Source organism: Pseudomonas sp. NPDC087342 (genome assembly GCF_044744265.1).
Classification (GTDB): Bacteria; Pseudomonadota; Gammaproteobacteria; order Pseudomonadales; family Pseudomonadaceae; genus Aquipseudomonas; species Aquipseudomonas nunensis.
Genome location: NZ_JBIUXZ010000007.1, coordinates 18716 through 43169, shown reverse-complemented (window position 1 = coordinate 43169; position 24454 = coordinate 18716). Strand labels below are relative to the sequence as shown.

The 24454-nt window shown below is 61.5% G+C and carries 21 protein-coding genes; 13 read left to right on the top strand and 8 right to left on the bottom strand.

What is annotated here, in order from left to right:
• Positions 1–168: 168 nt before the first annotated feature.
• Genes ACIOYV_RS16740 through ACIOYV_RS16720 form a run of 5 tightly spaced genes read right to left on the bottom strand, consistent with a single transcriptional unit; the run spans position 169 to position 6020 of the window.
• Positions 169–1002 (bottom strand): class I SAM-dependent methyltransferase, encoded by an 834-nt coding sequence (locus ACIOYV_RS16740; RefSeq protein ID WP_401325297.1) that lies wholly within the window; start codon positions 1000–1002, stop codon positions 169–171.
• Complete coding sequence (locus ACIOYV_RS16735) at positions 996–2150, bottom strand: acyltransferase family protein (RefSeq protein WP_401325294.1); 1155 nt, start codon at positions 2148–2150, stop codon at positions 996–998. The genes ACIOYV_RS16740 and ACIOYV_RS16735 overlap by 7 nt, the downstream gene beginning before the upstream one ends.
• The gene (locus ACIOYV_RS16730) at positions 2147–3040 is read right to left on the bottom strand and encodes a class I SAM-dependent methyltransferase (protein WP_401325291.1); all 894 of its coding nucleotides are present in this window, start codon (positions 3038–3040) and stop codon (positions 2147–2149) included. Before ACIOYV_RS16730 ends, ACIOYV_RS16735 begins: the two co-directional genes overlap by 4 nt.
• Positions 3037–4344, bottom strand: coding sequence for a glycosyltransferase (locus ACIOYV_RS16725; RefSeq protein WP_401325289.1), 1308 nt, complete (start codon positions 4342–4344; stop codon positions 3037–3039). Before ACIOYV_RS16725 ends, ACIOYV_RS16730 begins: the two co-directional genes overlap by 4 nt.
• Positions 4338–6020 carry a glycosyltransferase gene (locus tag ACIOYV_RS16720; protein ID WP_401325286.1) on the bottom strand — a complete coding sequence of 561 codons (1683 nt, stop codon included), beginning with the start codon at positions 6018–6020 and terminating at the stop codon, positions 4338–4340. The genes ACIOYV_RS16725 and ACIOYV_RS16720 overlap by 7 nt, the downstream gene beginning before the upstream one ends.
• A gap of 440 nt (positions 6021–6460) precedes the next feature.
• On the opposite strand from ACIOYV_RS16720, the gene ACIOYV_RS16715 reads away from it, so the two are divergent.
• The 8 genes from ACIOYV_RS16715 to ACIOYV_RS16680 are packed head-to-tail and all read left to right on the top strand — an operon-like array spanning position 6461 to position 15491.
• Positions 6461–7375 carry a GDP-mannose 4,6-dehydratase gene (locus tag ACIOYV_RS16715; protein ID WP_401325283.1) on the top strand — a complete coding sequence of 305 codons (915 nt, stop codon included), beginning with the start codon at positions 6461–6463 and terminating at the stop codon, positions 7373–7375.
• Positions 7372–8343, top strand: coding sequence for a GDP-mannose 4,6-dehydratase (gene gmd / locus ACIOYV_RS16710; protein ID WP_054048203.1), 972 nt, complete (start codon positions 7372–7374; stop codon positions 8341–8343). Before ACIOYV_RS16715 ends, gmd begins: the two co-directional genes overlap by 4 nt.
• Positions 8344–8346: 3 nt before the next feature.
• Positions 8347–9789 carry a mannose-1-phosphate guanylyltransferase/mannose-6-phosphate isomerase gene (locus ACIOYV_RS16705; protein WP_401325280.1) on the top strand — a complete coding sequence of 481 codons (1443 nt, stop codon included), beginning with the start codon at positions 8347–8349 and terminating at the stop codon, positions 9787–9789.
• Positions 9790–10587 (top strand): ABC transporter permease, encoded by a 798-nt coding sequence (locus ACIOYV_RS16700; protein WP_054617115.1) that lies wholly within the window; start codon positions 9790–9792, stop codon positions 10585–10587.
• Positions 10587–11852 carry an ABC transporter ATP-binding protein gene (locus tag ACIOYV_RS16695; protein ID WP_163910554.1) on the top strand — a complete coding sequence of 422 codons (1266 nt, stop codon included), beginning with the start codon at positions 10587–10589 and terminating at the stop codon, positions 11850–11852. The genes ACIOYV_RS16700 and ACIOYV_RS16695 overlap by 1 nt, the downstream gene beginning before the upstream one ends.
• A complete protein-coding gene (locus ACIOYV_RS16690) occupies positions 11849–13246 on the top strand; it encodes a glycosyltransferase family 4 protein (protein WP_401325277.1) in 1398 nt (465 codons plus the stop codon). The genes ACIOYV_RS16695 and ACIOYV_RS16690 overlap by 4 nt, the downstream gene beginning before the upstream one ends.
• On the top strand, positions 13230–14360 hold the full coding sequence (locus ACIOYV_RS16685) for a glycosyltransferase family 4 protein (RefSeq protein WP_401325275.1): 1131 nt from the start codon (positions 13230–13232) through the stop codon (positions 14358–14360). The genes ACIOYV_RS16690 and ACIOYV_RS16685 overlap by 17 nt, the downstream gene beginning before the upstream one ends.
• Positions 14361–15491, top strand: coding sequence for a glycosyltransferase family 4 protein (locus tag ACIOYV_RS16680; protein ID WP_401325272.1), 1131 nt, complete (start codon positions 14361–14363; stop codon positions 15489–15491).
• Between the two features lie 148 nt (positions 15492–15639).
• On the opposite strand, the gene ACIOYV_RS16675 is transcribed toward ACIOYV_RS16680, so the two are convergent.
• The 3 genes from ACIOYV_RS16675 to ACIOYV_RS16665 all read right to left on the bottom strand — a co-directional run bounded on the left by ACIOYV_RS16675 (position 15640) and on the right by ACIOYV_RS16665 (position 19498).
• Positions 15640–17670, bottom strand: coding sequence for a pyridoxamine 5'-phosphate oxidase family protein (locus ACIOYV_RS16675; RefSeq protein ID WP_401325270.1), 2031 nt, complete (start codon positions 17668–17670; stop codon positions 15640–15642).
• 48 nt (positions 17671–17718) lie between these two features.
• A complete protein-coding gene (locus tag ACIOYV_RS16670) occupies positions 17719–18345 on the bottom strand; it encodes a glutathione S-transferase family protein (RefSeq protein ID WP_054048188.1) in 627 nt (208 codons plus the stop codon).
• A 253-nt stretch (positions 18346–18598) separates the two neighbouring features.
• Entirely contained in the window at positions 18599–19498 is a 900-nt protein-coding gene (locus ACIOYV_RS16665) for a LysR family transcriptional regulator (protein ID WP_401325266.1), read from the bottom strand.
• A 147-nt stretch (positions 19499–19645) separates the two neighbouring features.
• On the opposite strand from ACIOYV_RS16665, the gene ACIOYV_RS16660 reads away from it, so the two are divergent.
• Genes ACIOYV_RS16660 through ACIOYV_RS16640 form a run of 5 tightly spaced genes read left to right on the top strand, consistent with a single transcriptional unit; the run spans position 19646 to position 24454 of the window.
• Positions 19646–20269 carry a CDP-alcohol phosphatidyltransferase family protein gene (locus ACIOYV_RS16660; protein ID WP_054048184.1) on the top strand — a complete coding sequence of 208 codons (624 nt, stop codon included), beginning with the start codon at positions 19646–19648 and terminating at the stop codon, positions 20267–20269.
• Positions 20270–20312: 43 nt separating this feature from the next.
• Positions 20313–22070 carry a bifunctional alpha/beta hydrolase/class I SAM-dependent methyltransferase gene (locus ACIOYV_RS16655; protein WP_401325263.1) on the top strand — a complete coding sequence of 586 codons (1758 nt, stop codon included), beginning with the start codon at positions 20313–20315 and terminating at the stop codon, positions 22068–22070.
• Positions 22067–23377, top strand: coding sequence for a phosphatase PAP2/dual specificity phosphatase family protein (locus tag ACIOYV_RS16650; protein ID WP_401325621.1), 1311 nt, complete (start codon positions 22067–22069; stop codon positions 23375–23377). The genes ACIOYV_RS16655 and ACIOYV_RS16650 overlap by 4 nt, the downstream gene beginning before the upstream one ends.
• Positions 23367–23822, top strand: a complete 456-nt coding sequence (locus tag ACIOYV_RS16645; protein WP_401325260.1) for a hypothetical protein — start codon at positions 23367–23369, stop codon at positions 23820–23822. Before ACIOYV_RS16650 ends, ACIOYV_RS16645 begins: the two co-directional genes overlap by 11 nt.
• An 11-nt stretch (positions 23823–23833) precedes the next feature.
• Positions 23834–24454 (top strand): 1-acyl-sn-glycerol-3-phosphate acyltransferase, encoded by a 621-nt coding sequence (locus tag ACIOYV_RS16640; protein WP_054617125.1) that lies wholly within the window; start codon positions 23834–23836, stop codon positions 24452–24454.

Below are 24454 nucleotides of genomic sequence, written 5' to 3'. Positions count from 1 at the left end.
CTTGCTGTGGCGAGGGGGCTTGCCCCCGTTCGGCTGCGCAGCAGTCGTAAATCCACAATTCGGTCTGCCGGGATAAAAGCCGGGGCCGCTTCGCGACCCAACGGGGGCAAGCCCCCTCGCCACAGCAAGCCCCCTCACCACAAAAGCCCGCTCCCACAGTTAAATGCGCTAGGGTTTGCGGGCGATGATCACCTGACTTTTTGCCACCACCGCATCCAGCGACTGTTTGATCTGCGCACCCCGTGGCGATTCGAGGATCGCATGCCAGGTATCCGCCCAGTGATTGAGCAACGGATGGTCGGCATTGCTGAAATCGACCTTGGCCTCCCAGAACAACAACATCCACATCGACCAGTAAAATCCATACTGGCTGTGGCTCAGCACTTCCAGCCCGGCATCGCTGACCATTGCCTTGAACTGCTCTTCGCTGATGATGCGAATGTGGTTGGGCTTCTGGAAGTACTCCGGCGCGGCGATGTCTTTTTGCAGGTCTTCGGAGCTCGGATGCGGGACGCTGAGCAAATACAGCGCCCCCGGCTTGCCGACCCGTACCAGTTCGGCGAGGAACTGCGCCGGGTCGTCGACATGCTCGATGACTTCGGTGGACACCACGCGGGTGGCGGTCGCATCGGCAATCGGCAGCGGATTGCAGTCGGTGACGTGGCATTCGACGTCCCGGGCCGGCGTATCGCCCAGGCGCTGGCGGGTCGCTTCGACCTTGGCCGCGTCGATGTCGGCAATGATGATCTTCGCCCCGCGCATGCCGCAGAAATGCACGTTGCCGCCATCACCACAGCCAACATCCAGCAACGTGTCCTCGGCGGTGACCGGGAAACCGGTGAACAACTCGCCGGTTTGCTGGTTGAACCAGCCGCTGAGCACCGCATCGCGCAGGCCGAGCATGTACGGGTCGACCTTGTTCGCGACCGGCGCCTCGGGCTGCGCGGGAGCAGGAACAGGAGCGGGCGTGCCCGCCGTGAGTTTCTTCAAAAGCCTCAGCATGAGGTAGCTCCAGAGGATGGGACGGCGGTTCGGGACGTGCTCAGACGTTGCACCAGCGAGGCGCCGCGATTGCGCATGGGCATTTCGACGAAGCGGTAATTGAGTTCGCTCAACAGGGCGATCAACCCGCCCGCGATGAGAATCGTCAGGATCGGATGACCAGCCGGGCTCGGCAAACCGGCCGCCTGTAAACGGAAGATCATTTCACGCACCAGCAGATAAGCCGGGATGTGGATCAGGTAAATCCCGTAGGAGCGACTGCCGATCCACACCATCAGATTCTTCAGCACACCCGCTGGCATCAGGTAATCACGGTTGTAAGACGCGACCCAGACCAGCACCGCACTGAGCACGGCAATCGCGCCAATCCGGTAATTAGTGAAGGTAAAGCGATCGGTAGCCATCACACTCAGCGCCAGCGCCACGAGCAACAACACCGACACACCCGCCCACGGCCGGCGCAAGAAGGTTGGTTCCCGGCGCGCATAACCCGGCCGCGCACTCCACATCGCCAACAGGATCCCGAGGGCCAATGCGTCGGTGCGCACCACCATCAGGATCGGCGTGCGCAAGGTAAACAATTGCACCGCGACCAGCGCCAGCAAGGCCCAGACCAAGTGCTTGCGACAGACCAGGATCAGCAGCGGGAACAGCAAGTAAAACTGCTCCTCCAGCGACAGGCTCCAGTAGACGAAACTGGTGCCGTATTCATAGCGATAGAAGCTGTCGGCGAAGCGGAAGTTCGCAAACTGCGCGACCCCGGCCAGCGTCGCCTGCAAGTTGGCGTGCAACGTGCCAAACGCCCCGGACTGGTTGATAAACAGACAAGCCAGCAGCATCAGCGCCAGCCACAGCCATGCCGACGGCAGTAATCGAAAGGCCCGGCGCAGCCAGAAGTTGCGGGTCTGCTGCCAGTATTCCTGACGGGTGCTGCAACCTTGCAAGGCCGGGATCAGGCTGCGGGCGATCACGAAACCCGAGATCGCGAAAAACAGGTCGACGCCCCACCACGGCTGCGCCCAGGCATGGATGCGTTCCAGCGACGGCACGATGTCGGTGAACAAGCTGCCTTGCAGGTGATGGAACAACACACCGAGCACCGCAATGCCGCGCAACAACTCGATGTCCATGATGCGTTTGCTGCTCATGCCCTTCTCCCCGTCGCGTCATCGGCATTCAGCGGTTTGCGGGCGATGATCACCTGGCTCTTGGGCATGAACTGATCGAGCATCTGCTTGATCGCCAGACCGTTGGGTTGCGCCAGCAAGTCCTGCCAGGTTTTCGCCCAGCTCTCCATCAACGGCGGGTATGGCGCCTGGATCCGGTCACGCACCGCGCCACTCAGGTCGCGCCCGGCTGCACGCTCGCTGGCCCAGAAAAAAATCATGCCCATGACCCAGAAAAACCCGGTGGCCTGGCGATGTTCAATCACCAACCCGGCGTCTTCCACCATCGCGGCAAACCGCTCGGGGGTGAAAATCTGTACGTGATTGGGTGACTGGTAATAGCTGGCCGGCGCGATGCCCTTTTGCAAATGCTCGCCCACCGGGGCCGGCACGCTCAGCAGATACAACGCACCGGGGCGGCCCATGCGCACCAGCTCAGCCATGAACGGCTCGGGCTGATCGATGTGCTCGAGCACTTCCATGCACACGACTTTGCTCGCACAACCGTCGGCAAGCGGCAGTGGCAAGCTGTTGCTCACCAGTCCCAGATTTTGTTTATCCGACTGCGCGTCCACTTGCCGGGCCAGGTCGCGAACCTTGTCGTGTTCGCTGTCGGTGAAAATCACCGACGCGCCCTGGCGCACCGCAAACAACGTCGCCACGCCTTCACCGCAACCGACGTCCAGCAAGGTGTCGTCTGCGGTAATCGCAAAGCCCTTGAGCAGTTCGCCAGTGTCGTTCAAAAACCAACCGTCGAGGATCGCGTCGTGCAGGCCGATATCCCGTGGCGACACACTGGCGACCGGAACTGGGACGGGGACTGGCGCTGGCAGCGGCGCTGGCCAGAGGCGTGCGAGCAAGCGCCGGATCATGCGCCCGAGGCTTCCACGGGCAACGCCTTGGCACGACGCTCCAGCCGTTGTTCGAAGAGCGTGCGCAAACGCTGTTCGGTGCTGGCCTGGCTGCAGAATCGCTGCAGGCTGCGCACCGCGTGGGTCGACATCCGGGCATAGCGTTCGGCATCGGTTTTCGCCACGTCATAACTGACGCGATAAGCCGTGCACAACGAATCCCAATCGGTCACGTAACGCAGCGTGCGGTACGCCGCGCGAGGATCGTGAGGCCAGGCTGTCAGTTCATCGGTGGATTCGACGATGAATGCGTTGTCGCTGTCGACATAATCGGCCATCGCCGTGTTCAGCGGCGCAATCGCCGGTTTGCCGCAGGACATGAACTCCATCAGCGGCAGGCACTGCCCTTCGCCGAACGAGCTGTTCACCACATAACTGGTGGCCTCGACCAAGCGTTCGTAATCCACATCGGCCAGATAACCGTGGATCAGCACGATCCGGCACTGGTACGACTGGTTCTTGTAGAGGTGGTGCAGCATGTCGTTCAACGCGTTGGCGATGTCATGGTGCGTGAGTTTCAACACCAGCGTCGCATCGGGCGTGTCGCGGAACGTGGTGCAAAACGCGCTGAGCATGTCCTGCCAGTTCTTGCGCCCGTCGTAAGGATTGAACACCGAGGTGTAGACCACGCCTTCGAGTTGCAGCTGACAGTCCTGGGGCGGGCCGTCGAACGAGAGCGGAGTGCCTTCGCACAACGCAGGCGGGCCGTAAGCGCGCAAATCCACGGTGCGGCTGTCGATCAACAAACCGCGCAGGTTCAGTTGCACCGGCTCGACCACCGCGCGCTTGGCCAGTTGCTCGCCCCGCGCAGCAAAACGGTCCCACACCGGAGCGGGAATGGCGCAGATCGGGTAGTCGGCGCCCATCACTTCCCGCACGGCGTTGACGGTGAAGGTCGAATGGGTAATCGCCATGCCGCAGGCGTCCAACACCACCCGCCAGTCGTGGCGGGGTTCACCCTGCCAGCTCTCGGTGGGGATGGTGCTGAACTCCCAGGCGAACAACGGCACGGTCGGGCAGGCGTAATGAATCGGCGTGCGATGGGGCGGTGAGAACGACAGGAAAATACAGTCCTCGCCACGGCTCAAGCAGTCGAAATACAAGCGATCGACCAGTTCGTCAGGGTTGCTGACTTCGATGACTTGCCCGAGTCGCTCCAGTACCGGGCGGAACTCCTTGAGCACGAAGTAATAGCTGTACTCCGGCCGTCCGAGGTTCTGCTGGATGTTGCTCTTGTTGGTTTCCGAATGAATGATGATCAGCATGATGCGGTCCCCGCCTCGGCTTTGAGCGGCGTGGTTGCGCTGCCCGGTGTCAGCCCGAAAAACTCTGAAAGTCGCTGCTGCACCGGGGCAAAACCGCAGTAATCGCGCATGCGTTCATTCGCCGCCGTGGCCATCGCCTGATAATCCTGCGGCCGGTTTTTGGCCATGGCGTAACTGTCTGCATAGGCGGCTTTCAACGAGCCCCAGTCCGGGCGATGGCGCAGGGTGCGATAGAGAATGCGCGCATCTTCCGGCCAGATCGTCGGCTCATGGCTGGACTTGACGATAAACCCGACCCGCTCATCAATGTAGTCGCCCATCGCCGTGTGGTTCGGCGCAATCACCGGCCGGGCGCAGGACATGAACTCCATCAACGGCAGGCACAGGCCTTCGCAGCGCGACGCGTTGACGTAGAAACTCGCCGCGCCGTAAAGCCTGGCGAATTCCTCGTCTTCCAGATAGCCATGCATGACCACCACCCGGCAGGCGAACGGCGAGAGTTGCGACAGCAAGGTGATCAAGTGGACGTAGTAGGTCGACAAGTCGTTCTGGGTGATTTTCAGCACCAGCGTGGCGTCTTCCGCATCGCGCAGGGCCCAGCAGAATGCGGTGATCAGGTGATGCCAGTTCTTGCGCCCGTCTTCGGGGTTGAACACGCTGACATACACCACGCCGCTGACCTCGATCTCGACCCGTTCGCTGGTGTCGGGCAGCAAGGCTTGCGGGTGCTCGGCCTGCTCCATTGCTTCGCTGACGGTGGTCGCCAGCGGCAATGGTTCGGGGATTGATTGTGGCTCTGGTTCTGGTTCGGGCAATGACTCTGGCGTGCGCAACCGGTAAAGCTGTTTGCGGGCAGCGACCGGCACCAGATCGCGCACCGCTTCGCGATACCACAGCAGCAGGTTGTGCTTGAGCAAAAACAGCGGCGTATGCTCGGAGTCGCTGGTCACGGCCCGGTAGCCTTCACGCAAGTAATGCTTGGTGATGAACGCCCGTCGCTGCAGGGTCAGTGGCGGTGGCGCCACGGGTTCTGGTTCCGGCTCGGGTTCCGGTTCCGGCTCTTCAACACTCAGGCCGCGGGTTTCCAGTTCCTGCTCATTGAATATCGGCGCGATCAAACCATCGGCCGACAAGCCCATCGCGCGGCTATCGATGATGCAGCCCTTGATCTGCAAGGTGCTGCCCGGATTGACCGGCGTACTCGGATATTGCTCACGCACTTCGGCGAAGCGTTCCCATAACGGCGTCGGCAGCACCAACACCGGGAAATCTTCACCCAGGGCCCGGCGGATGGCCTGGGCAGTGTGGCTGGACAAGGTAATCACCCGGCCATGACGTGCCAGGGTCTGGCTCCAGTCATGTCGCGGATCGCTGTCCCAGTCCTCGGTCGGGATCGAGTCGTACTCCCAGGCAATCACGCACACCATCGGGCATTGCAGGTCGGTCGGGGTTTTATGCGGAGGGGAGAACGAGAGGAACAGGCACTCCTGACCGGCCTGTTGCAGTTGCCGGTACAGCGGGTCGACTTCGGCAGCCGACGACACCACATGCACCCGACCAAGACTTTCGAGCACCGGGCGATAGGCCTTGAGCACGAAGTAGTAACTGTATTCGGGACGTCCGAGGCTCTGGCTGATGGAGCCGTCGTTGACGTCAGAGTAAAGAATGAAATTCATGGCATCCCACGATGAAACCGCCGTACCGGCAGCCCCACACTATGACGGCAAAGCCACGGATCGAGTCGGCGTCTGCCGGTCGTCGTCCATCGTCTTCTTGCCCGTCTACGTTCTTGTTTTAATGGTCAGCTTCGCGGGGACTGGGACAACTTTCGTAACACCCCGGACGAACTCTGGATAATCGTGACGAGGGGCATTCTAAACACATCCGTCGCGTATTCGTGAACCGCCCGACGAGAATAAATCGGGCTACGCTAACGAGAACTGACCAGTCACGGTTGGACCTGTTGAAATTGCCGAGCAATTGGCACAGATTGGCTACCAAACAACTACAACAAAGCATTTCGCCTGTCTTTCGACCAATGAATCCACCCGGTCTGTAAGACATCTCCTTAAAGCCTGTGGGGATAGGACGAAATGTATGACCAAGGGGCTGCTGTTTGAAAAAGCGTCTGTTCGTTACGGGTCTGAGTGGATTCGTAGGACAACACATCCAGTCACGTCTGGAGTCGGATACTTCGGAATGGGAGCTACTGCCTGTCGCTTCCCGGTATGACCTCGGCGACCCGGACAGCCTCGAAGGCCTGTGGCCCGAGATGCCCGACGCGGTGATTCACCTGGCCGGCCAGACCTTCGTTCCCGAAGCCTTCCGAGATCCGGCACGCACGTTGAACATCAACCTGCTCGGCACCCTGAACCTGCTGCAAGCGCTCAAGGCGCGCGGCTTTAACGGCACCTTCCTCTACGTCAGCTCCGGCGACGTCTACGGCCAGGTCGGCGAAGCCCAGTTGCCGATCACCGAACTCCAGCCACCCTGCCCGCGCAACCCATATGCCGTGAGCAAACTGTCGGCGGAATTCCTCAGCCTGCAATGGGGCTTGAGCGAAGGCTGGCCAGTGTTGGTGGCGCGTCCGTTCAACCACATCGGCACCGGGCAGAAAGACAGCTTCGTCATTGCCAGCGCCGCGCGGCAGATCAACCGAATCAAACAAGGCCTGCAAGCACCGCAACTGGAAGTAGGCGACATCGACGTCACCCGCGATTTCCTCGATGTCGGCGACGTGATCTCGGCTTACCTGGCGCTGCTGGAAAAAGGCACGCCGGGTCAGGTCTACAACATTTGCTCGGGGCGCGAGCAAAGCATCCGCAGTTTGATTGAACAGCTGGGGGACCTCGCTCAGGTCGACATGCAATTGATTCAGGACCCTGCACGTCTTCGCCGCGCGGATCAGCGTCGCGTCTGTGGCAGCCATGCCAGGCTCGCCCAGGTCACAGGGTGGACACCTGAAATCACAACACAACAATCCCTGCGGGCGATCCTGTCCGACTGGGAGAAACGAGTGAAAGAAGAATGACAAAAAGTGCACTGATCACAGGGATCACCGGCCAGGACGGCGCTTATCTGGCAAAACTGCTGCTCGACAAGGGTTACAAAGTCCACGGCCTGGTGGCCCGGCGCAGCAGCGACTCACGCTGGCGCCTGCGCGAAATGGGGGTCGAGGGTGACATCGTTTACCTGGACGGCGACATGGCCGATGCCTGCTCGGTGCAGCGCGCGGTGATCAAGTCGGCGCCGGACGAGGTGTACAACCTCGCGGCGCAAAGTTTCGTTGCCGCGTCCTGGGATCAGCCGGTGACCACGGGCATCGTCGACGGCCTGGGGGTGACGCATCTGCTCGAAGCGATCCGCCAGTTCAGTCCGCACACGCGTTTCTATCAAGCGTCCACCAGCGAAATGTTCGGCCTGATCCAGGCCGAGCAGCAGGACGAGAACACCCCGTTCTACCCGCGCAGCCCTTACGGCGTAGCCAAGCTCTACGGTCACTGGATCACCGTGAACTACCGCGAGAGTTTCAACCTGCACGCCAACAGCGGGATCCTGTTCAACCACGAATCCCCTCTGCGCGGCATCGAGTTCGTGACCCGCAAGGTCACCGACGCCGCCGCGCGCATCAAGCAAGGCAAACAGAACGAGCTGCGCCTGGGCAACATCGACACCAAGCGTGACTGGGGCTTTGCCGGCGACTACGTCGAAGCCATGTGGCTGATGCTGCAACAGGACAAGGCCGACGACTACGTAGTCGCCACCGGCGTGACCACCACCGTGCGCGAAATGTGCCGGATCGCCTTCGACCACATTGGCCTGAACTACCGCGATTACGTGAAGATCGACCCGGCATTCTTCCGCCCGGCCGAGGTTGACGTACTGCTCGGCAACCCGGCCAAGGCCCAGCGCGTACTGGGCTGGAAGCCAAAAACCGATCTGGATACCTTGATCCGCATGATGATGGATGCGGACATGAAACGCGTCGCCAAGGAGTAGGCCATGCTGATTCCTGTGATCCTCTCCGGCGGTGCCGGGACCCGTTTGTGGCCAGTGTCCCGCGAAGGGCACCCCAAGCCGTTCATGCTGTTGCCCGACGGCCAGTCGCTGCTGGGCAAGACCTATCGCCGCGCGGCGGGCCTGCTCGATGGCTGGGGCGACATCGTCACGGTGACCAATCGCGAATATTACTTCCAGAGCAAGGATCACTACCACGACGCGCAGATGGCCCGTCATCGCGGGCACTTCCTGCTTGAGCCGACGGCCCGCAACACCGCCCCGGCCATCGCGGCAGCGGCGCTGTCGCTGCAAGCCTTGCACGGTGACGAGGCGATCATGGTGGTGATGCCGGCCGATCACCTGATCGTCAATGTCGATGCCCTGCAGAATGCCGTCGAGCACGCCGTGACACTGGCCAGAAGCGGTCACCTGGTGACCTTCGGTGTGGTGCCCACGGCGCCGGAAACCGGCTTCGGTTATATCGAGACCGGCGCACCGCTGGACGACAAAGGCGCGGCCAAGGTCCAGCGTTTCGTCGAAAAACCCGACCTGCAAACCGCAACCCATTACCTGGAAAGCGGCAACTTCCTGTGGAACTCGGGGATGTTCTGCTTCTCGGTGGCCACGTTGCTGGCCGAGCTGCAAATCCACGCCCCTGAATTACTCGAACAGACCCGCGCCTGCATGGCCGAGAGTCCAGCCGTGGAAACCGGCGGTTGCCTGCAACAGGAATTGTCGCCGACGCTGTTTGCCGAGATTACTGACATCTCCATCGACTACGCCTTGATGGAGCGCTCGGACAAAGTGGTGGTGGTGCCCGCCGGTTTCGACTGGAGCGACATCGGTTCCTGGGGTGCGCTGGCCGCGCTGATACCGCCGGATGCGCAAAACAACCGCGCCAGCGGCGACGCGATCTTTGTCGACAGCCACAACAACTTCGTCCAGAGCGAAGGACGCCTGGTGGCCGCCGTGGGTGTGGATAACCTGATCATCGTCGACACCGCCGACGCCGTGCTGGTGGCCCACGCCGACCGCGCCCAGGATGTGCGCCGGGTGGCCAAGCAGCTCAAGGACAAACAGCACGAAGCCTATCGCTTGCACCGCACCGTCAGCCGGCCATGGGGCACGTACACCGTGCTGGAGGAAGGCACGCGATTCAAGATCAAGCGCATCGTGGTCAAGCCGGGTGGCAAGTTGTCGTTGCAAATGCACCACCACCGCAATGAACACTGGGTTGTGGTCGAAGGCATGGCCAAGGTCACCAACAACGGCACCGGCACGCATCTGGTGGCGAAGAATGAATCCACTTTCATTGCCGCCGGACACAAGCATCGCCTGGAAAACCCGGGGGTCATCGACCTGGTGATCATCGAAGTTCAAAGCGGCGAATACCTGGGAGAGGACGATATCGTCCGCTTCGAAGATCAATACGGCAGGACGGTTTGAATGCTGCTTAATCTGTACCGCTCGCTGTGGAATTACCGCGGTTTCATCCTCGGCAGCGTCAAGCGGGAATTCCAGTCGCGGTATCGCAATTCGCTGTTCGGTGCCCTGTGGACCGTGCTCAATCCGCTGTCGATGATCGTCGTGTACACGGTGATCTTTTCCCAGATCATGCGCGCCCGCTTGCCGGGCGTGGACGATGGCCTGGCCTACAGCGTCTACCTGTGCGCCGGCCTGCTGACCTGGGGCCTGTTCTCGGAAATCACCAGCCGCAGCCAGAGCATGTTTCTGGAAAACGCCAACCTGCTGAAGAAAATCAGCTTCCCGCGCATCTGCCTGCCGGTGATCGCCCTGCTCAATGCCGGCATCAACTTCGGGATCATCCTGGGGCTGTTCTTCGGCTTCCTGCTGATCAGCGGACGCTTGCCGGGCATGGCTTTACTGGCGCTGATTCCGCTGCTGATCCTGCAAGTGATCTTTGCCGCCGGGCTGGGGATGATCCTCGGCATTCTCAATGTGTTCTTTCGCGACGTCGGGCAGTTTTTCGGCATCCTCCTGCAATTCTGGTTCTGGCTGACGCCGATCGTGTACCCGATCTCGATCCTGCCGCCAGGCATCCAGCACCTGATCGGGCTCAACCCGATGACCGCGCTGATGACCAGCTACCAGAACGTCTTCCTCTACAACCAATGGCCCAACTGGCACTCGCTGATCCCGCTGCTGGTGATCGGGCTGTTGTTCTGCGGCCTGGCGTTGCGAATGTTCCGTCAGCGTGTCGGTGAAATGGTGGACGAACTCTGATGGGGCATATCCGCGTTACAGGCCTGGGCAAGGCCTACAAACAGTACCCGAATCGCTGGAGCCGCCTGCTCGAATGGATGGTGCCGTTTTCCGGCACCCGTCATCACTTGCACTGGATCCTGCAAGACGTCGATTTCGAGATCCAGCCCGGTGAAGCGGTGGGTATCGTCGGCGTCAACGGCGCGGGCAAGAGCACGCTGCTGAAGATGATCACCGGCACCACCCAGCCGACCTGCGGGCAGATTCAACTGGAAGGTCGAGTCGCCGCGCTGCTGGAACTGGGCATGGGTTTTCACCCGGACTTTACCGGTCGGCAGAACGCTTTCATGGCCGGCCAGTTACTGGGCATGCAGGTTGAAGAGATCGAAGCCTTGATGCCGGAAATCGAAAGCTTTGCCGAAATCGGCGAAGCCATCGACCACCCGGTGCGCACCTACTCCAGCGGCATGCAGATGCGCCTGGCGTTCAGCGTTGCCACGGCGCGGCGCCCGGACATCCTGATCGTCGATGAAGCGCTGTCGGTGGGCGATGCCTATTTCCAGCACAAAAGCTTCGACCGCATCCGCAACTTCCGCAAGGCCGGCACCACCCTGCTGATCGTATCGCATGACCGCTCGGCCATTCAGTCGATCTGCGACACCGCGATCCTGCTGGAAGGCGGGCGCATGGCCATGCGCGGCAAACCCGAAGAAGTCATGGACTACTACAACGCCATGCTCGCCCAGCGCGAAGGCCAGACCGTGCGCCAGGAAATGCTCGCCAACGGTCAGGTGCAAACCATTTCCGGCACCGGCGAGGCGGGGATTGTCAGCGTGCGCCTGCTCGATGCCCAGGGCCGTTCCGTGGAAGTGGCGGAGGTCGGCCAGCCGATGGTGCTGGAAGTGCAGACCGAAGTTCGCAAGGACATCGAACGCCTGATCCTGGGTTTCATGATCAAGGATCGGCTCGGCCAGGCGATTTACGGGATCAACACCCATCGCCTGGACAAAGCCATCACCGACCTGAGTGCCGGCGAGCGCGTGACCTTCCGTTTCGCCTTCGACATGCGCCTGGGCAAGGGCAATTACTCGATCGCCCTGAGCCTGTCGCGCCTGGACTCGCACCTGGATCGCAACTTCGAATGGCGCGACTACGGACTGGTGTTTCACGTAATCAATAATCGCCAGGAAGACTTCGTCGGTTGCTCGTGGCTGGAGGCACAAACCACCATCAGCCGTTCCAGCGAAACCGTTGTGCAAACGGCAGACCCGGAGGTGTCGCGATGACTCGATTGTTGGTGGAGTGCACCTACGTCTTCGAACATCCGAACGCCAACTCGGGCATCCAGCGAGTGGTGCGCAACGTCATCCAGCAACTGCCAGACGCCGACGCACAGCGCGAATGCATTCCCGTGGTGATGCTCGATGGCGCGCTGTATGAGGTGAAAAGCCTGGCGCCGCTGAAGACGCCAAAAGTTAATCTGACGAGCCTGCGGGTGAAGCTCGAACAGTGGGCCAACCTGTTCTGGCTGCGCCACCGCGCGGTGGAGCGGCGTCGCCCGTTCAGCCAGTCGCACTTCGCCCGGCGCGTACTGTATGTGGTTTGTCGCCTCATCGCGTTTGCCTGCCTGAGCCTGCCGATGCGCGTGCTGGACCGGGTGCTCAAGGGCAAGCCAGTCCCTGAGCGCTGCGTGCCGTTGCAGCATCGGGCCGGTGATCAACTGGTGTTGCTCGACTCGTCGTGGCACGCCAATTTTTTCCCCCTGGCCGAGCAACTCAAGCGCGACGGCGTAGGCATCGTGTCGGTGATCTACGACCTGATCCCGCTGACCCACCCACAGTTTTGCGACGCCGGACTGGTCAAGGTGTTCAACGACTGGTTCGACTGGATCGCCCGTACCGCCGATGGGTATGTGGCGATCTCCACCACCATCCGCGATCAGGTGCGCGAGGAAATGCTGCGCCGCATCGGTGCGCAACACGTGCAGCAGCGCTGGTTCGACTATTTCCACCTCGGTTCCGAACTGGATTTGAGTGACGCCGACTCGGACGTCGATCGCGGCTTGCTGCAAATGTTCAAGACACCCAAACCCGTGTTCCTGATGGTCAGTACCATCGAACCACGGAAAAACCATGCCTACCTGCTCGACGCCTTTGAACGCGCCTGGGCCGCCGGGTCCAACGCCAGGTTGTGCATTGCCGGCAAGATTGGCTGGAAGTGTGACGCGCTGGTCGAGCGCATCCGCCTGCATCCCGAATTGAATCGCCGCTTGTTCATGTTCAACTCGCTCTCGGACAAGAGTCTGGAGCACGCCTACTCCCACGCCACGGCGCTGGTGTTCCCGTCCTATGTCGAAGGTTTCGGGCTGCCGCTGGTGGAAGCCATGCAGCGTGGCCTGCCAGCGATGGGCAGCGATATTCCGGTGTTCCGCGAAATCGGCGGTGACTACATGGCGTACTTCGATCTGGCGGACCCGCAAAGCCTGACCGACCTGGTGATCGACATGGAGCGCACCGGGGTGTTTCCGGCACCGCTGGCCCTGGAGCACTGGCGTTGGCTGAGCTGGCGCGAGGCGAGTGCGCAATTGGTGGAGCGGATCGAACGCAACCTGAGCAGTCCGGTTTCAGTGCCTGAAAATCCTGAGCCTGAGCCTGAGAGTCAGCATGCGAATTGCCCTTAACGCCCGGATCCTCCAGGCCCCGCGCACCGGCATCGGCCATTACGTCGCCGAACTGGTGAGCGCCCTCGCCTGCGAACCGGACGTCGAGCTGTCGCTGTTCCACGGCTGGGGCTGGAGCACTTCGCTGCCCGAAGCGGCGATGCCCGGCTACTCGCGACTGTCGCCGTTGCTGCGGCAAATTCCCGGGGCCTACCAGGCACGCCGCTGGCTCGCTCAGAAACGCTTCGATCAAGGCCGCTCGCGGGCCATCGACCTCTATCACGAACCGAGCCTGTGGCCGCTGTCGTTCGACGGCCCGACGATCATCACCTTGCATGACCTGACGCACCTGCATTACCCCGAGACGCAACCGCCGGCGCGCTTGCGCGAGATCGAACGGCGCCTGGCCGACGGCGTGCAACAGGCGCGGCTGATTCTGACCGACTCGCAATTCATTGCCGACGAGGCCCGGGATTATTTCGCACTGCCGGCCGAGCGTTTCATCGTCGCGCCGCTGGGCGTTGCGGCGCGCTTTCATCCCCGTGAAAGCGCGGAGATCGACGCGGTCCTCAAGGCCCATGGGGTCGAGGCGCGGGAATATTTCCTGTGTGTCGGCACCCTGGAGCCACGCAAAAACCTGACCCTGGCCCTGCGCGCCCATGCCCTGCTGCCGGAGGCGCAGCGCCAACAGTTTCCACTGTTGATCGTCGGCATGGCCGGCTGGCAACACGAACAATTCAGCGAAGAACTGCGCCAGGCACTGGCCGCCGGGCATGTGTGTTTGCTCGGTTACCTGCCCGACGAGCAAGTGGCGCAACTGCTGGCCGGGGCCCGGGCGCTGATTTTTCCATCGATCTATGAAGGCTTCGGCCTGCCGGTACTGGAAGCCATGGCCAGCGGCACGCCGGTGATCCTGGTGCGGCATTCGGCGATGCCGGAGGTCGCCGGTGCGGCGGGCAACTACATTGAGGCGGACGATCCACAAGGCTTGCGCGACGCCATGAGCCGACTGATCGACGATAAAACGCATTGGCAGGCATGCCGAGAAGCGGGACTACAACAAGCGAAGCTTTTTTCCTGGGAGCGTTGCGCGAAGATCACAGCCCGCGCCTACCGTCAGGCTTTGGGAGGTTAAATGCGCGTACTTCATTTTTTCAAGACGTACCTGCCTGACTCGGTGGGCGGCATCGAACAAGTGATCTTCCAGCTCTGCGAAAGCGGTGCGAATCACGGCATCGAGGGCCAGGTGCTGACGCTGAGCAGCGACCCGACACCGCCGGTGGTGCAACTCGGCCATCACGAAGTGCACCGGGCCAAACTCGACATTCAGTTCGCTTCCACTGGGTTCTCCTGGAGCGTGTTCAAACAGTTTCGCGAACTGGCGGCCGAAGCGGATGTGGTCAATTACCACTTCCCCTGGCCGTTCATGGACCTGGTGCACTTCGCCAGCGGCATGAACAAGCCCTGCGTGGTCACTTACCACTCGGACATCATTCGCCAGAAACAGCTGCTCAAACTCTACCGGCCACTGATGAACCGCTTCCTCGCCAGCGCCGACCGAATCGTTGCAGCCTCGCCCAACTACCTGCACACCAGTGAAGTGTTGCAGCAGTTTCAGGACAAGACCCGCGTGATTCCCTACGGTTTGAACAAGGCCGGTTATCCACAGCCTGACAACGAGCGCATGGCCCATTGGCGGCAGAAGCTTGGGGATAAGTTTTTCCTGTTCGTGGGGGTGATGCGTTACTACAAGGGTTTGCACATCCTGCTCGACGCGTTGAAAGACGTGGACTACCCGGTAGTGATCGTCGGCGCCGGGCCGCTGGAAAAAGAGCTGCACGCCCAGGCCCAGGCGTTGGGCCTGCGCAATATTCACTTCCTCGGACGACTGGGGGACGAAGACAAAGTGGCGCTGCTGCAACTGAGCTACGCCATCGTGTTCCCCTCGCACCTGCGTTCCGAAGCGTTCGGCATTTCGCTGCTGGAAGGCGCGATGTATGGCAAGCCGATGATCTCCAGCGAGATCGGCACCGGCACCAGCTACATCAACATCCACAACGAAACCGGGCTGGTGGTGCCACCGAGTAATCCACAGGCGTTCCGCGAAGCGATGCGTACCCTGTGGGAAAATCCGGTACGTGCGGCGGCGATGGGGGTGAAGGCGGAAGCGCGGTATCGGCAGCTGTTCACCGCCGAAGACATGGGCCGCAAGTGGACGGCGTTGTATCAGGAACTGCTGGAAGAAAAATCCCTGTCCTATGCCTGACTGGCGTGGGATTGAACCTTGTTCTGAAGCCCCGCCAATCTACTGTGGGAGCGAGCTTGCTCGCGATTGCGATTGAACATCCGACATTGATGTCGACTGATACATCGCCATCGCGAGCAAGCTCGCTCCCACAGGGGTTTTGTGGGGGTTATAAGTCCAATACCAGCGGCTCAACCCCTTGCGCCGGAATCGCACAACAAATCAGCACCTGCCCCTCTTCCGGCACTTCCGCCGGCGGCTGTGGATAATTCACCTGGCCGCTGATCAAGCGGGTTTTGCAGGTGCCGCACAACCCACCGCGACAACTGAATTCCGGGCGCAGTCCACGGCTTTCCGCCAACTCCAGCAAACTGCCGCCGTCGGGTTGCCAGCGCGCCTCTTTGGCCGAACGCTGGAACACTACCGGCACTGAGGTTGTAGCGGCCGGCGGCTGTTCGATGACGACAGCGTCCGGGTCCAGACGTCGGCGCAGCGTCGACGGGCCAAACGTCTCGGCGTGAATCCTTGAATCGCGGATATCCAGTTCCCGCAGGCTGTCGTACAGCGCCTGGGTAAAACTCCCCGGACCACAGAGGACAAAGTCCAACTGGTCGTAGTCCTCCACCTCAAGGATCGATTGCAGCAACGCCGTGTCGATACGCCCGGTCACGTCGAAATCTTCGCCCTCCCGCGCCTCGGGTTCCGGTTGGCTGAGCAGGCGCAGCACCCGAACCGTATCGCCGGCACCTTCAAGCAAGCGGTCCAGCTCTTGGCGAAACGGTTGATCCGCCAAGGTCCGCGAACTCTGGAAGAACCAGGTCGGCCGAATGCGCCGTGTGCGCCAGCCTTGATAAACCACTTCGCGCACCATCGACAGCAACGGCGTGATGCCCACCCCGGCGGCCAACAGCACCAGTGGCCGACGCTCGTGAGGCACCACGGTGAAATGCCCCTGAGGCGCGCGGGCCTCCAGCACATCGCCGACGCGAATCTGTTCGTGCACGTGCGACGACACCAGGCCATCGCGCTTCACGCTGATACGGAAAAAGTCATCGGACGGCGCACTCGACAGGCTGTAGGTGCGGATATGCGTCTCGCCGCCAATGTGAAAGCGCAACGGCAAATGCTGCCCGGCCTGAAACACCGGCAACCCGGCGCCATCGGCAGGTTCCAGATAGACCGAGCGGATGTTCTGGCTTTCCGCTTCGATGCGCACCACCCGCAGCGGCCGCCAGGCGTCACCCAGGGCTTGGGCCTGCAAGCGCGCGGCGGCCTGTTCCCAGTTGCCGGTCATCAAGCTGTTCGGCGACATGCCGTCGAAACGCCAGCGCAGGGCCAACGCCGCCGGGCGCCGCACAAGACGTTCAACCTCGAACGTCCACAACCGCTCGGCGCCTTGAAAGGCTTCGATCTCCGGGCCTTCGAGAATCACTTCAGTGCGACCGCTCAGTTGCAGCAGGTCACCCGAATTGAAATCGATAAACAGCAAACCGGCCTTTGGATTGATCAGCAGGTTGCCCAAGGTGTTGAAAAACAGGTTGCCGGCGAAATCCGGAATCGTCAGGCGATTGCCTTCGATACGCACGAAACCTGGCTGGCCACCGCGATGGGACACGTCCACCGAGCGCTGGCCATCGACGTCTACGTAACTGGCGACAAACAGCGTGTCGGCCTGGGCGATCACCGCTCTGGCCGCGTCATCCAGTTCGCCGAGGTGCTCGGCGATGCGGGTTGCCGGGTCCGCCAGCGGCACCGAACGAAACTGGCGCAACTGAATGTACTGCGGGCAGTTGCCGTAGGATTGTTCCACCGTGACACCGAAGCCACTCGCGGTCATGGCCCCGACCCGGCCATTCAGGCGGTTGCGCCGCCGGGTGTGCAATTCGATGCCCAGCAAGCCGATAGCAGCCCCGTCGTGCAATTGCGCAGGGTCATCGGCGGCCGGCAGACTTTCGAACTGCAACCCGGTGGGTACAGGAGAATGCGCGAAACCCGGTGGGCCTTCGAGAATGCTGGCCCAGGGATGACCATCAGCATCGACTGCGCCGTACAGCATGAACGGCAGTTGCTGATAGAACTGACGGTGCTGGTCCGGCATCTCGCTGCGAATCACCCTACGACCCAGGGTGTCCATTCGCTCGGCGACACCCACGTGTTCCTGCAGTTGTTTCTCGCCGACATGCCACGGTGAATGTTCCATAACGGCCTCTCCCCTGCACCCGAGGCGCAGCGTTAACCAACGCGATTATCAGGCTGTTTGTTGCAAGCCAGCAGCGGTGCGCGGCATGCCGACAAACCCGGGCAAGGCTTCGATCCGCGCCAGCCAGGCCCGCACGTTGGCGTAATCTGCCAGCGACACATTGCCTTCCGGCGCATGGGCGATGTAGCTGTAAGCGGAAACGTCAGCAATGGTCGGCTCATTACCCACCAGAAACTCGCTGTGGGCCAGTTCCTGATCCATCACCTTGAGCAGGTCATGTGAACGCGTAATCGCTTCATCAGCGTTGAAGGACGCACCAAACACCGTGATCAGCCGCGCTCTGGCGGGACCAAAAGCAATTGGCCCGGCCGCCACCGACAACCAGCGCTGAACCTTTGCCGCACCGACCGGATCCGTCGGCAGCCAGCGGCCGTTGCCGTATTTCTGCGCCAGGTACACCAGGATGGCGTTGGAATCGGCCAGCACCACGCCTTGATCGTCCAGCACCGGGACTTGGCCGAACGAGTTGAGCGCCAGGAATTCCGGCTGTTTGTGCGCGCCTTTGGCCAGATCGACAAGGATCAGCTCGGTCGGCAGTTGCAGCAGGGACAGCATCAGCTCCGCACGGTGAGCGTGGCCGGAACGAGGGAAGTTGTAGAGTTTGATGGCGTGCATGATCGACTCCGCTGGGTGGTGGTGCCGTTCAAAGATTGATCAGCACCGATGGCAGCCATCATCTACCTGTCACTAAAACAACAGAATAACCAGCATTCGCAATCCATTATTTCATTCGGTGCAATAAAGCTTCAGACCTGTGTGACGACCCCTGTGGGAGCGAGCTTGCTCGCGATGGCGACCTACGATTCAACATCTATGTTGGCTGACACTCCGCTATCGCGAGCAAGCTCGCTCCCACAGGCTCTGTGCGTTACCCCAAAGCCGGATGTTCGCGCAGCGCCTTGACCATAAAATCGACAAAGCTACGAATCCGCGCCGGGGCCTTGCGCCCGCCCTGATAAACCACGTGAATCGGCAGCGGCGGCAGCTCAAACTCCGCCAGTACGATTTCCAGCTCACCGGCCGCGACTTTGCTCGACACTTGATAGGACAGGACTCGAGTAAACCCCAGGCCCAGGCTCGACGCTGTAATGGCCGCCTGATTGGCCGTGACCACCAGCCGTGGTTCCGGGCGAACGCTGAGCGGCTGGCCTTTATCGAGGAATGGCCAGCTCCGCAGTTGCCCGATGGACGAGGTGGCAACCACCGGCGCCCCGGACAATTCTTCAGGATGCCGAGGCCGGCCATGGGCGTTCAGATAGGCCGGCGACGCACAAATCACCCGCCGCACCTCGCCGACCCGAATCGCGTGCTGATTACTGTCCGGCAGTTCACCAATGCGCACAGCGACATCAATTCCCTCCTCGACCATGCTCACCACACGATCGACCAGCACGCCGTTGATGGTGACTTCAGGAAATTGATCGAGATAACCCACCATCAGCGGCGTCACGAACATCTCACCGAACAACACCGGCGCGGTAACCGTCAGTTGCCCACGCGGCTGGGTATGACTGCCCGCCGCCGAATCCTCGGCTTCCTGCACCTCGGCGAGAATTCTCCGACAGTCTTCCAGGTAACGCTGGCCCGCTTCGCTCAAATGCACGCTGCGGGTGGTGCGTGTCAGCAGCAGCGTGCCGATGCGTTTCTCCAGCGCCGCCACCGCGCGGGTGACGCTGGCCGCCGACATCCCCAGACGCCGCGCCGCCGCCGAAAAGCCTTGTGCCTGGGCGACGGCGGCGAATACCTGCATTTCCTGGAATCGGTCCATCGGTTGACTCCTGAGCACTGAAAAACGCGGGACCGAGGATTTCCGACAGGCCCTGGATTCGCTGAAAGACGGGTTTTAGTGGCATTCTGATTATTGTGACGTATAACCCTGAACGTTCACGCTTTCAATTGCCGAGACCATCCCCCGATGCCCTCCATTTACCAACTCAAACCGGCGTTCCAGAATCTGTTGCGACCGCTGGTGCAACGCCTGTTCGATAACGGCACCACCGCCAACCAAATCACCGTGCTGGCCGGGGTGATTTCGGTGGTGGTGGGCGTCGCAATTGCCTGTTTCGCCCAGCACCTGTGGGTGTTCGTGCTGATTCCCGTGTGGATGATCCTGCGCATGGCGCTGAACGCCATCGACGGCATGCTGGCCCGGGAATTCGGCCAACAGTCGCGCCTCGGCGCCTACCTGAATGAGCTGTGCGATATCGTCGCCGACTGCGCGCTGATCCTGCCGTTTGCGCTGATCGCCGATGTGAGCGTATTGATTGTGCTGTCGGTCACGCTGCTGGCATTGTTCAGCGAGTACAGTGGCGTCCTCGGGCCAATGGTCGGCGCGTCGCGGCGCTATGACGGCCCGATGGGCAAAAGCGATCGGGCATTTGTCCTGGGCGTCCTGGCCACCGGCATCGCTATTGGCTGGATCAGCGCGTTGTGGATTAACGTTGTGTTTGGGGTGGTCGCCGTCCTGCTGGCTTACACCTTGGTCAACCGGGTCCGTCAGGGCCTTAAAGAAGTGCAGGAAAACGTTCCCTCGGCGTAAAGCCGCCCCCAGCAGATGGGCCCTCTAGCATATGGAGCATGCAATGCGCGAAACCCAGCAGCAGACCTTCACCACCCACGACGGCGTCGAGCTGTTCTATCGTCACTGGCCGGCCACCGGCGCCACGCCGGGCGAACCGCGCAAGGCAGTGCTGCTGTTTCATCGCGGCCATGAACATTCCGGGCGCATCGCCCACTTGGTGGAAGAACTGGACCTGCCCGGCTTCGACCTCTTTGCCTGGGACGCCCGTGGCCATGGCCAATCGCCCGGCGCACGCGGCGACAGCCCGAGTTTCGCCACCAGCGTGCGTGACGTGCAGACCTTTTGCGATCACCTGAGCGCGACTTATGAGATCGACGAAGAAAACATGGCGGTGATCGCCCAGAGCGTTGGCGCGGTGATCGTCTCAACCTGGGTCCACGACTACGCGCCGCGCATCCGCGCACTGGTGCTCGCCTCGCCAGCGTTCAAGGTCAAGCTCTACGTGCCGTTCGCCCGCCCAGGCCTGGCGCTGATGCGCAAGTTTCGCGGCAACTTTTTCGTCAACAGCTACGTTAAGGCGAAGTTTCTCAGCCACGACCCGGAACGCGTGTCGTCCTACGACAGCGATCCGCTGATCACCAAGGCGATTTCGGTGAATGTGCTGCTCGGCTTGTACGAAGCTGCCGACCGCGTGGTGGCTGATGCCCAGGCGATCCAAGTGCCGACTCAGTTGCTGATTTCCGGCTCGGACTTTGTGGTCCACCGCAAACCCCAGGAACAGTTTTTCGAACGCCTGGGCAGCCTGAAAAAGGAAAAACACATCCTTCCGGGCTTCTTCCACGACACCCTCGGTGAGCGTGATCGCGCCGTGGCCGTGGCCAGCGCCAAGCGTTTTATCCTGCAAAACTTCGACTACCCGCTGGACCGCGCGTCCTTGCTCGACGCCGACAAAATCGGCCTGACCTGCGCCGAATCCGAATCCCTCGCCGCCCCGCTACCGCACAACTCGTTGCGTGATCTGTACTGGCGCATGACCCGCGCCAGCATGCGTCTGGGCAGCAAATTGTCCGATGGCGTGAAATTGGGCTTCGACACCGGTTTCGACTCCGGCAGCACCCTCGATTACGTGTACCGCAACCAGCCCACCGGCAAGGGCGGGCTCGGGCGGATGATTGATCAGAACTACCTGAACTCCATCGGCTGGCGCGGCATTCGCCAACGCAAACTCAACGTCGAAGAACTGCTACGCCTGACCATGGGCAAACTGCGCGACGAAGGCCGCCCGGTGCGCATCGTCGACATCGCCGCCGGCCATGGCCGCTACATTCTTGAAGCCTTGCAAGGCGTCAGCCCGTTGCCGGAATCGATCCTGCTGCGCGATTACAGCGACATCAACGTGCGGGACGGCGGTGCGCTGATCCGCGATAAAGGCCTGGCCGACATTGCGCAATTCGTCAAAGGCGATGCGTTCGACCGCGCCGATCTGGCGGCGCTGGAACCCAAGCCAACACTGGCGGTGGTGTCCGGGCTGTATGAATTGTTTGCCGACAACACGATGGTCGGCGGCTCCCTGGCCGGTCTGGCCGAAGCCGTGGAGCCCGGCGGTTATCTGGTTTACACCGGTCAACCGTGGCACCCGCAGTTGGAGTTGATCGCCCGCGCCCTCACCAGTCACCGTCAAGGCCAGGCGTGGGTCATGCGTCGGCGCAGCCAGGCGGAAATGGATCAACTGGTGGAAGCCGCGGGTTTCCGCAAAATCACCCAGCGTGTGGATGAATGGGGGATCTTTACCGTGTCTCTCGCGCAACGGGTGCAATGATGGCGGCGGCCCCCCGAGAACCGGGTTTGCTCAAACCAGCCGTGCTTTGGCTGCTGTTGCTGGCGCCGCTGTTTTTCGCCAGCTACGGCTTTGCCACCTGGGTGACGAACCAGCGCAGCGACGTCGGCACTTTCGTTTTCGACTGGGAAAGCGCCATGCCTTTTTGGGCGTGGACCATCGTGCCCTACTGGACGATTGATCTGCTGTACGGCTTTTCGCTGCTGCTGCCCGACAGCCGCCATGAACTCAAACGCCACGCCTTGCGCCTGCTCAGCGCTCAAGTGATATCGGTCAGTTGCTTCCTGCTGTGGCCGCTTCGCTTCACCTTCGAGCGGCCGGAACTGGATGGCGTATTCGGCTGGCTGTTCGCAGTGCTGGCGGGGTTCGACAAACCGTTCAATCAGGCGCCGTCGCTGCACATCGCGCTGCTGGTGATTCTGTGGGTCATGTATCAACGGCACTCGCAAGGTGTGTGGCGCTGGCTGGTGCACGGTTGGTTCGCGCTGATCGGGATTTCGGTGCTGACCACTTATCAACATCACTTTATCGACTTACCCACAGGCGCCCTCGCTGGTTGGCTGTGCGTGTGGCTGTGGCCGCTGGATCGGCCAAGTCCCTTGAGCAGCCTGCGACTGGCCAAGGATTCGAAGCGCTGGCGGCTGGCCCTGCGTTATGGCGTGGGTGCCGCGATATTCGCGATTCCAGCCTTTGGCCTGGGCGGTGGATGGTTGTGGCTGATCTGGCCGGCCGTCGCGTTGCTGTTGGTGGCGCTGAATTACGCACTGTTCGACGCCGCCGGGTTTCAGAAACGCGCCGACGGTCGCCTGAGCCCGGCCGCCCGTTGGTTGTTCGCGCCTTACGTCGCGGCGGCGTGGATCAATTCACGGCTGTGGACCCGCAAACATCCACAACCCAATGAGGTTGTGGATAACGTTTGGCTCGGCAGGCTGCCCGACGCTGATCAGTTGGCGCCATTCAAAGCCGTGGTCGATCTCTGCGCCGAGTTGCCGCTCAATCCCCGAGGCCGCGCCTATCAAAGCATCCCGGTCCTCGACCTGACGGCACCGAATGCCGAGCAATGCCTCGCCGCCGCCCAGGCCATTGAGCAACTGCGCCAGCAAGGCCCGTTGCTGGTCTGCTGCGCGTTGGGTTATTCGCGTAGCGCCACGGCGGTCGCCGCGTGGTTGCTGCACAGCGGTCGAGCGAGCAACGTCGATGCCGCCGTCGCGATGATCCGCGCCGCACGCCCGCACGTGGTGTTGCACCCGGCCCATCGCCAAGCATTGGAGAACGCCTATGCCGGTTGATATGGAATTGCAGGTGGTCGCCAGCCTGCTGCGCCGGGGCCGCACCCTCGATCAGTTATCCACATGGCTGACTGTGCTGGGGCTGCTGTTCGGATTGCTGCAACTACTGCTGATCACCCCGGTGACGCTGGGCGTGAGCCTCAGTGCCTGGCTGATCGTAGTGGGTCTGTTGCAAAAATACTGGGCGTTTCGGGTGGCCTTCGACGCAGACCTGTTTGCGCTTATCGCCCGCGACGCTGATGCACCGCAGGACCGCACTCAAGCCCTCGACCAGGCCCTGCAAAGCCTCGGACTGCAACCGGCCAGCCGCGCCGGCCGGCCTTGGTCCGAACGTCAGCGCGGGGCTTTGAAACTGCTGCGTAACCAGGCGGTCCTACTGCTCGCGCAGGTGCTGCCCGCATTGGCGGTCATCCTGGCCAGCCCTTGGCTGTCCTTCGCCGGATAAGGAAATCATTCATGTTCGAACCTGTGGTCGCCACCCTCATCACCTCCATGGCCCGCACCGTCACCGGCGCCCGCAGCCTGTGGATGGGCTGCGCGCCGGAACCGGTGCAACGGATCTACTTCGCCAACCACAGCAGCCACGGCGATTTCGTGCTGTTGTGGGCTTCGCTTCCTCCAGCCCTGCGCAAACTGACGCGACCGGTGGCCGGCAGCGATTATTGGAATAAAAGCGCCGTGCGCCGCTACATCATCAGCCGGGTGTTTAACGGCGTGTTGATCGACCGCGAACGCAAGGACCCTGTGGATAACCCGTTGCAGCCTATGCTCGATGCCCTGGAAAACGGCGATTCGCTGATCATATTTCCCGAAGGCACGCGCAATCTGGAGGACGGCTTGCTGCCGTTCAAAAGCGGCCTGTACCACTTGGCCAAAAGTTACCCACAGGCCCAGGTGATTCCGGTGTGGATCGCCAACCTCAATCGAGTCATGCCCAAAGGCCGGGTGCTGCCATTGCCGCTGCTGTGTACCACCAGTTTCGGTGCGCCACTGCAATTGGAAGAAGACGAGAGCAAAGAGCACTTCCTGACCCGCAGCCGCGACGCCTTGCTGGCCCTCGCCCCGGAGCATTCCTGA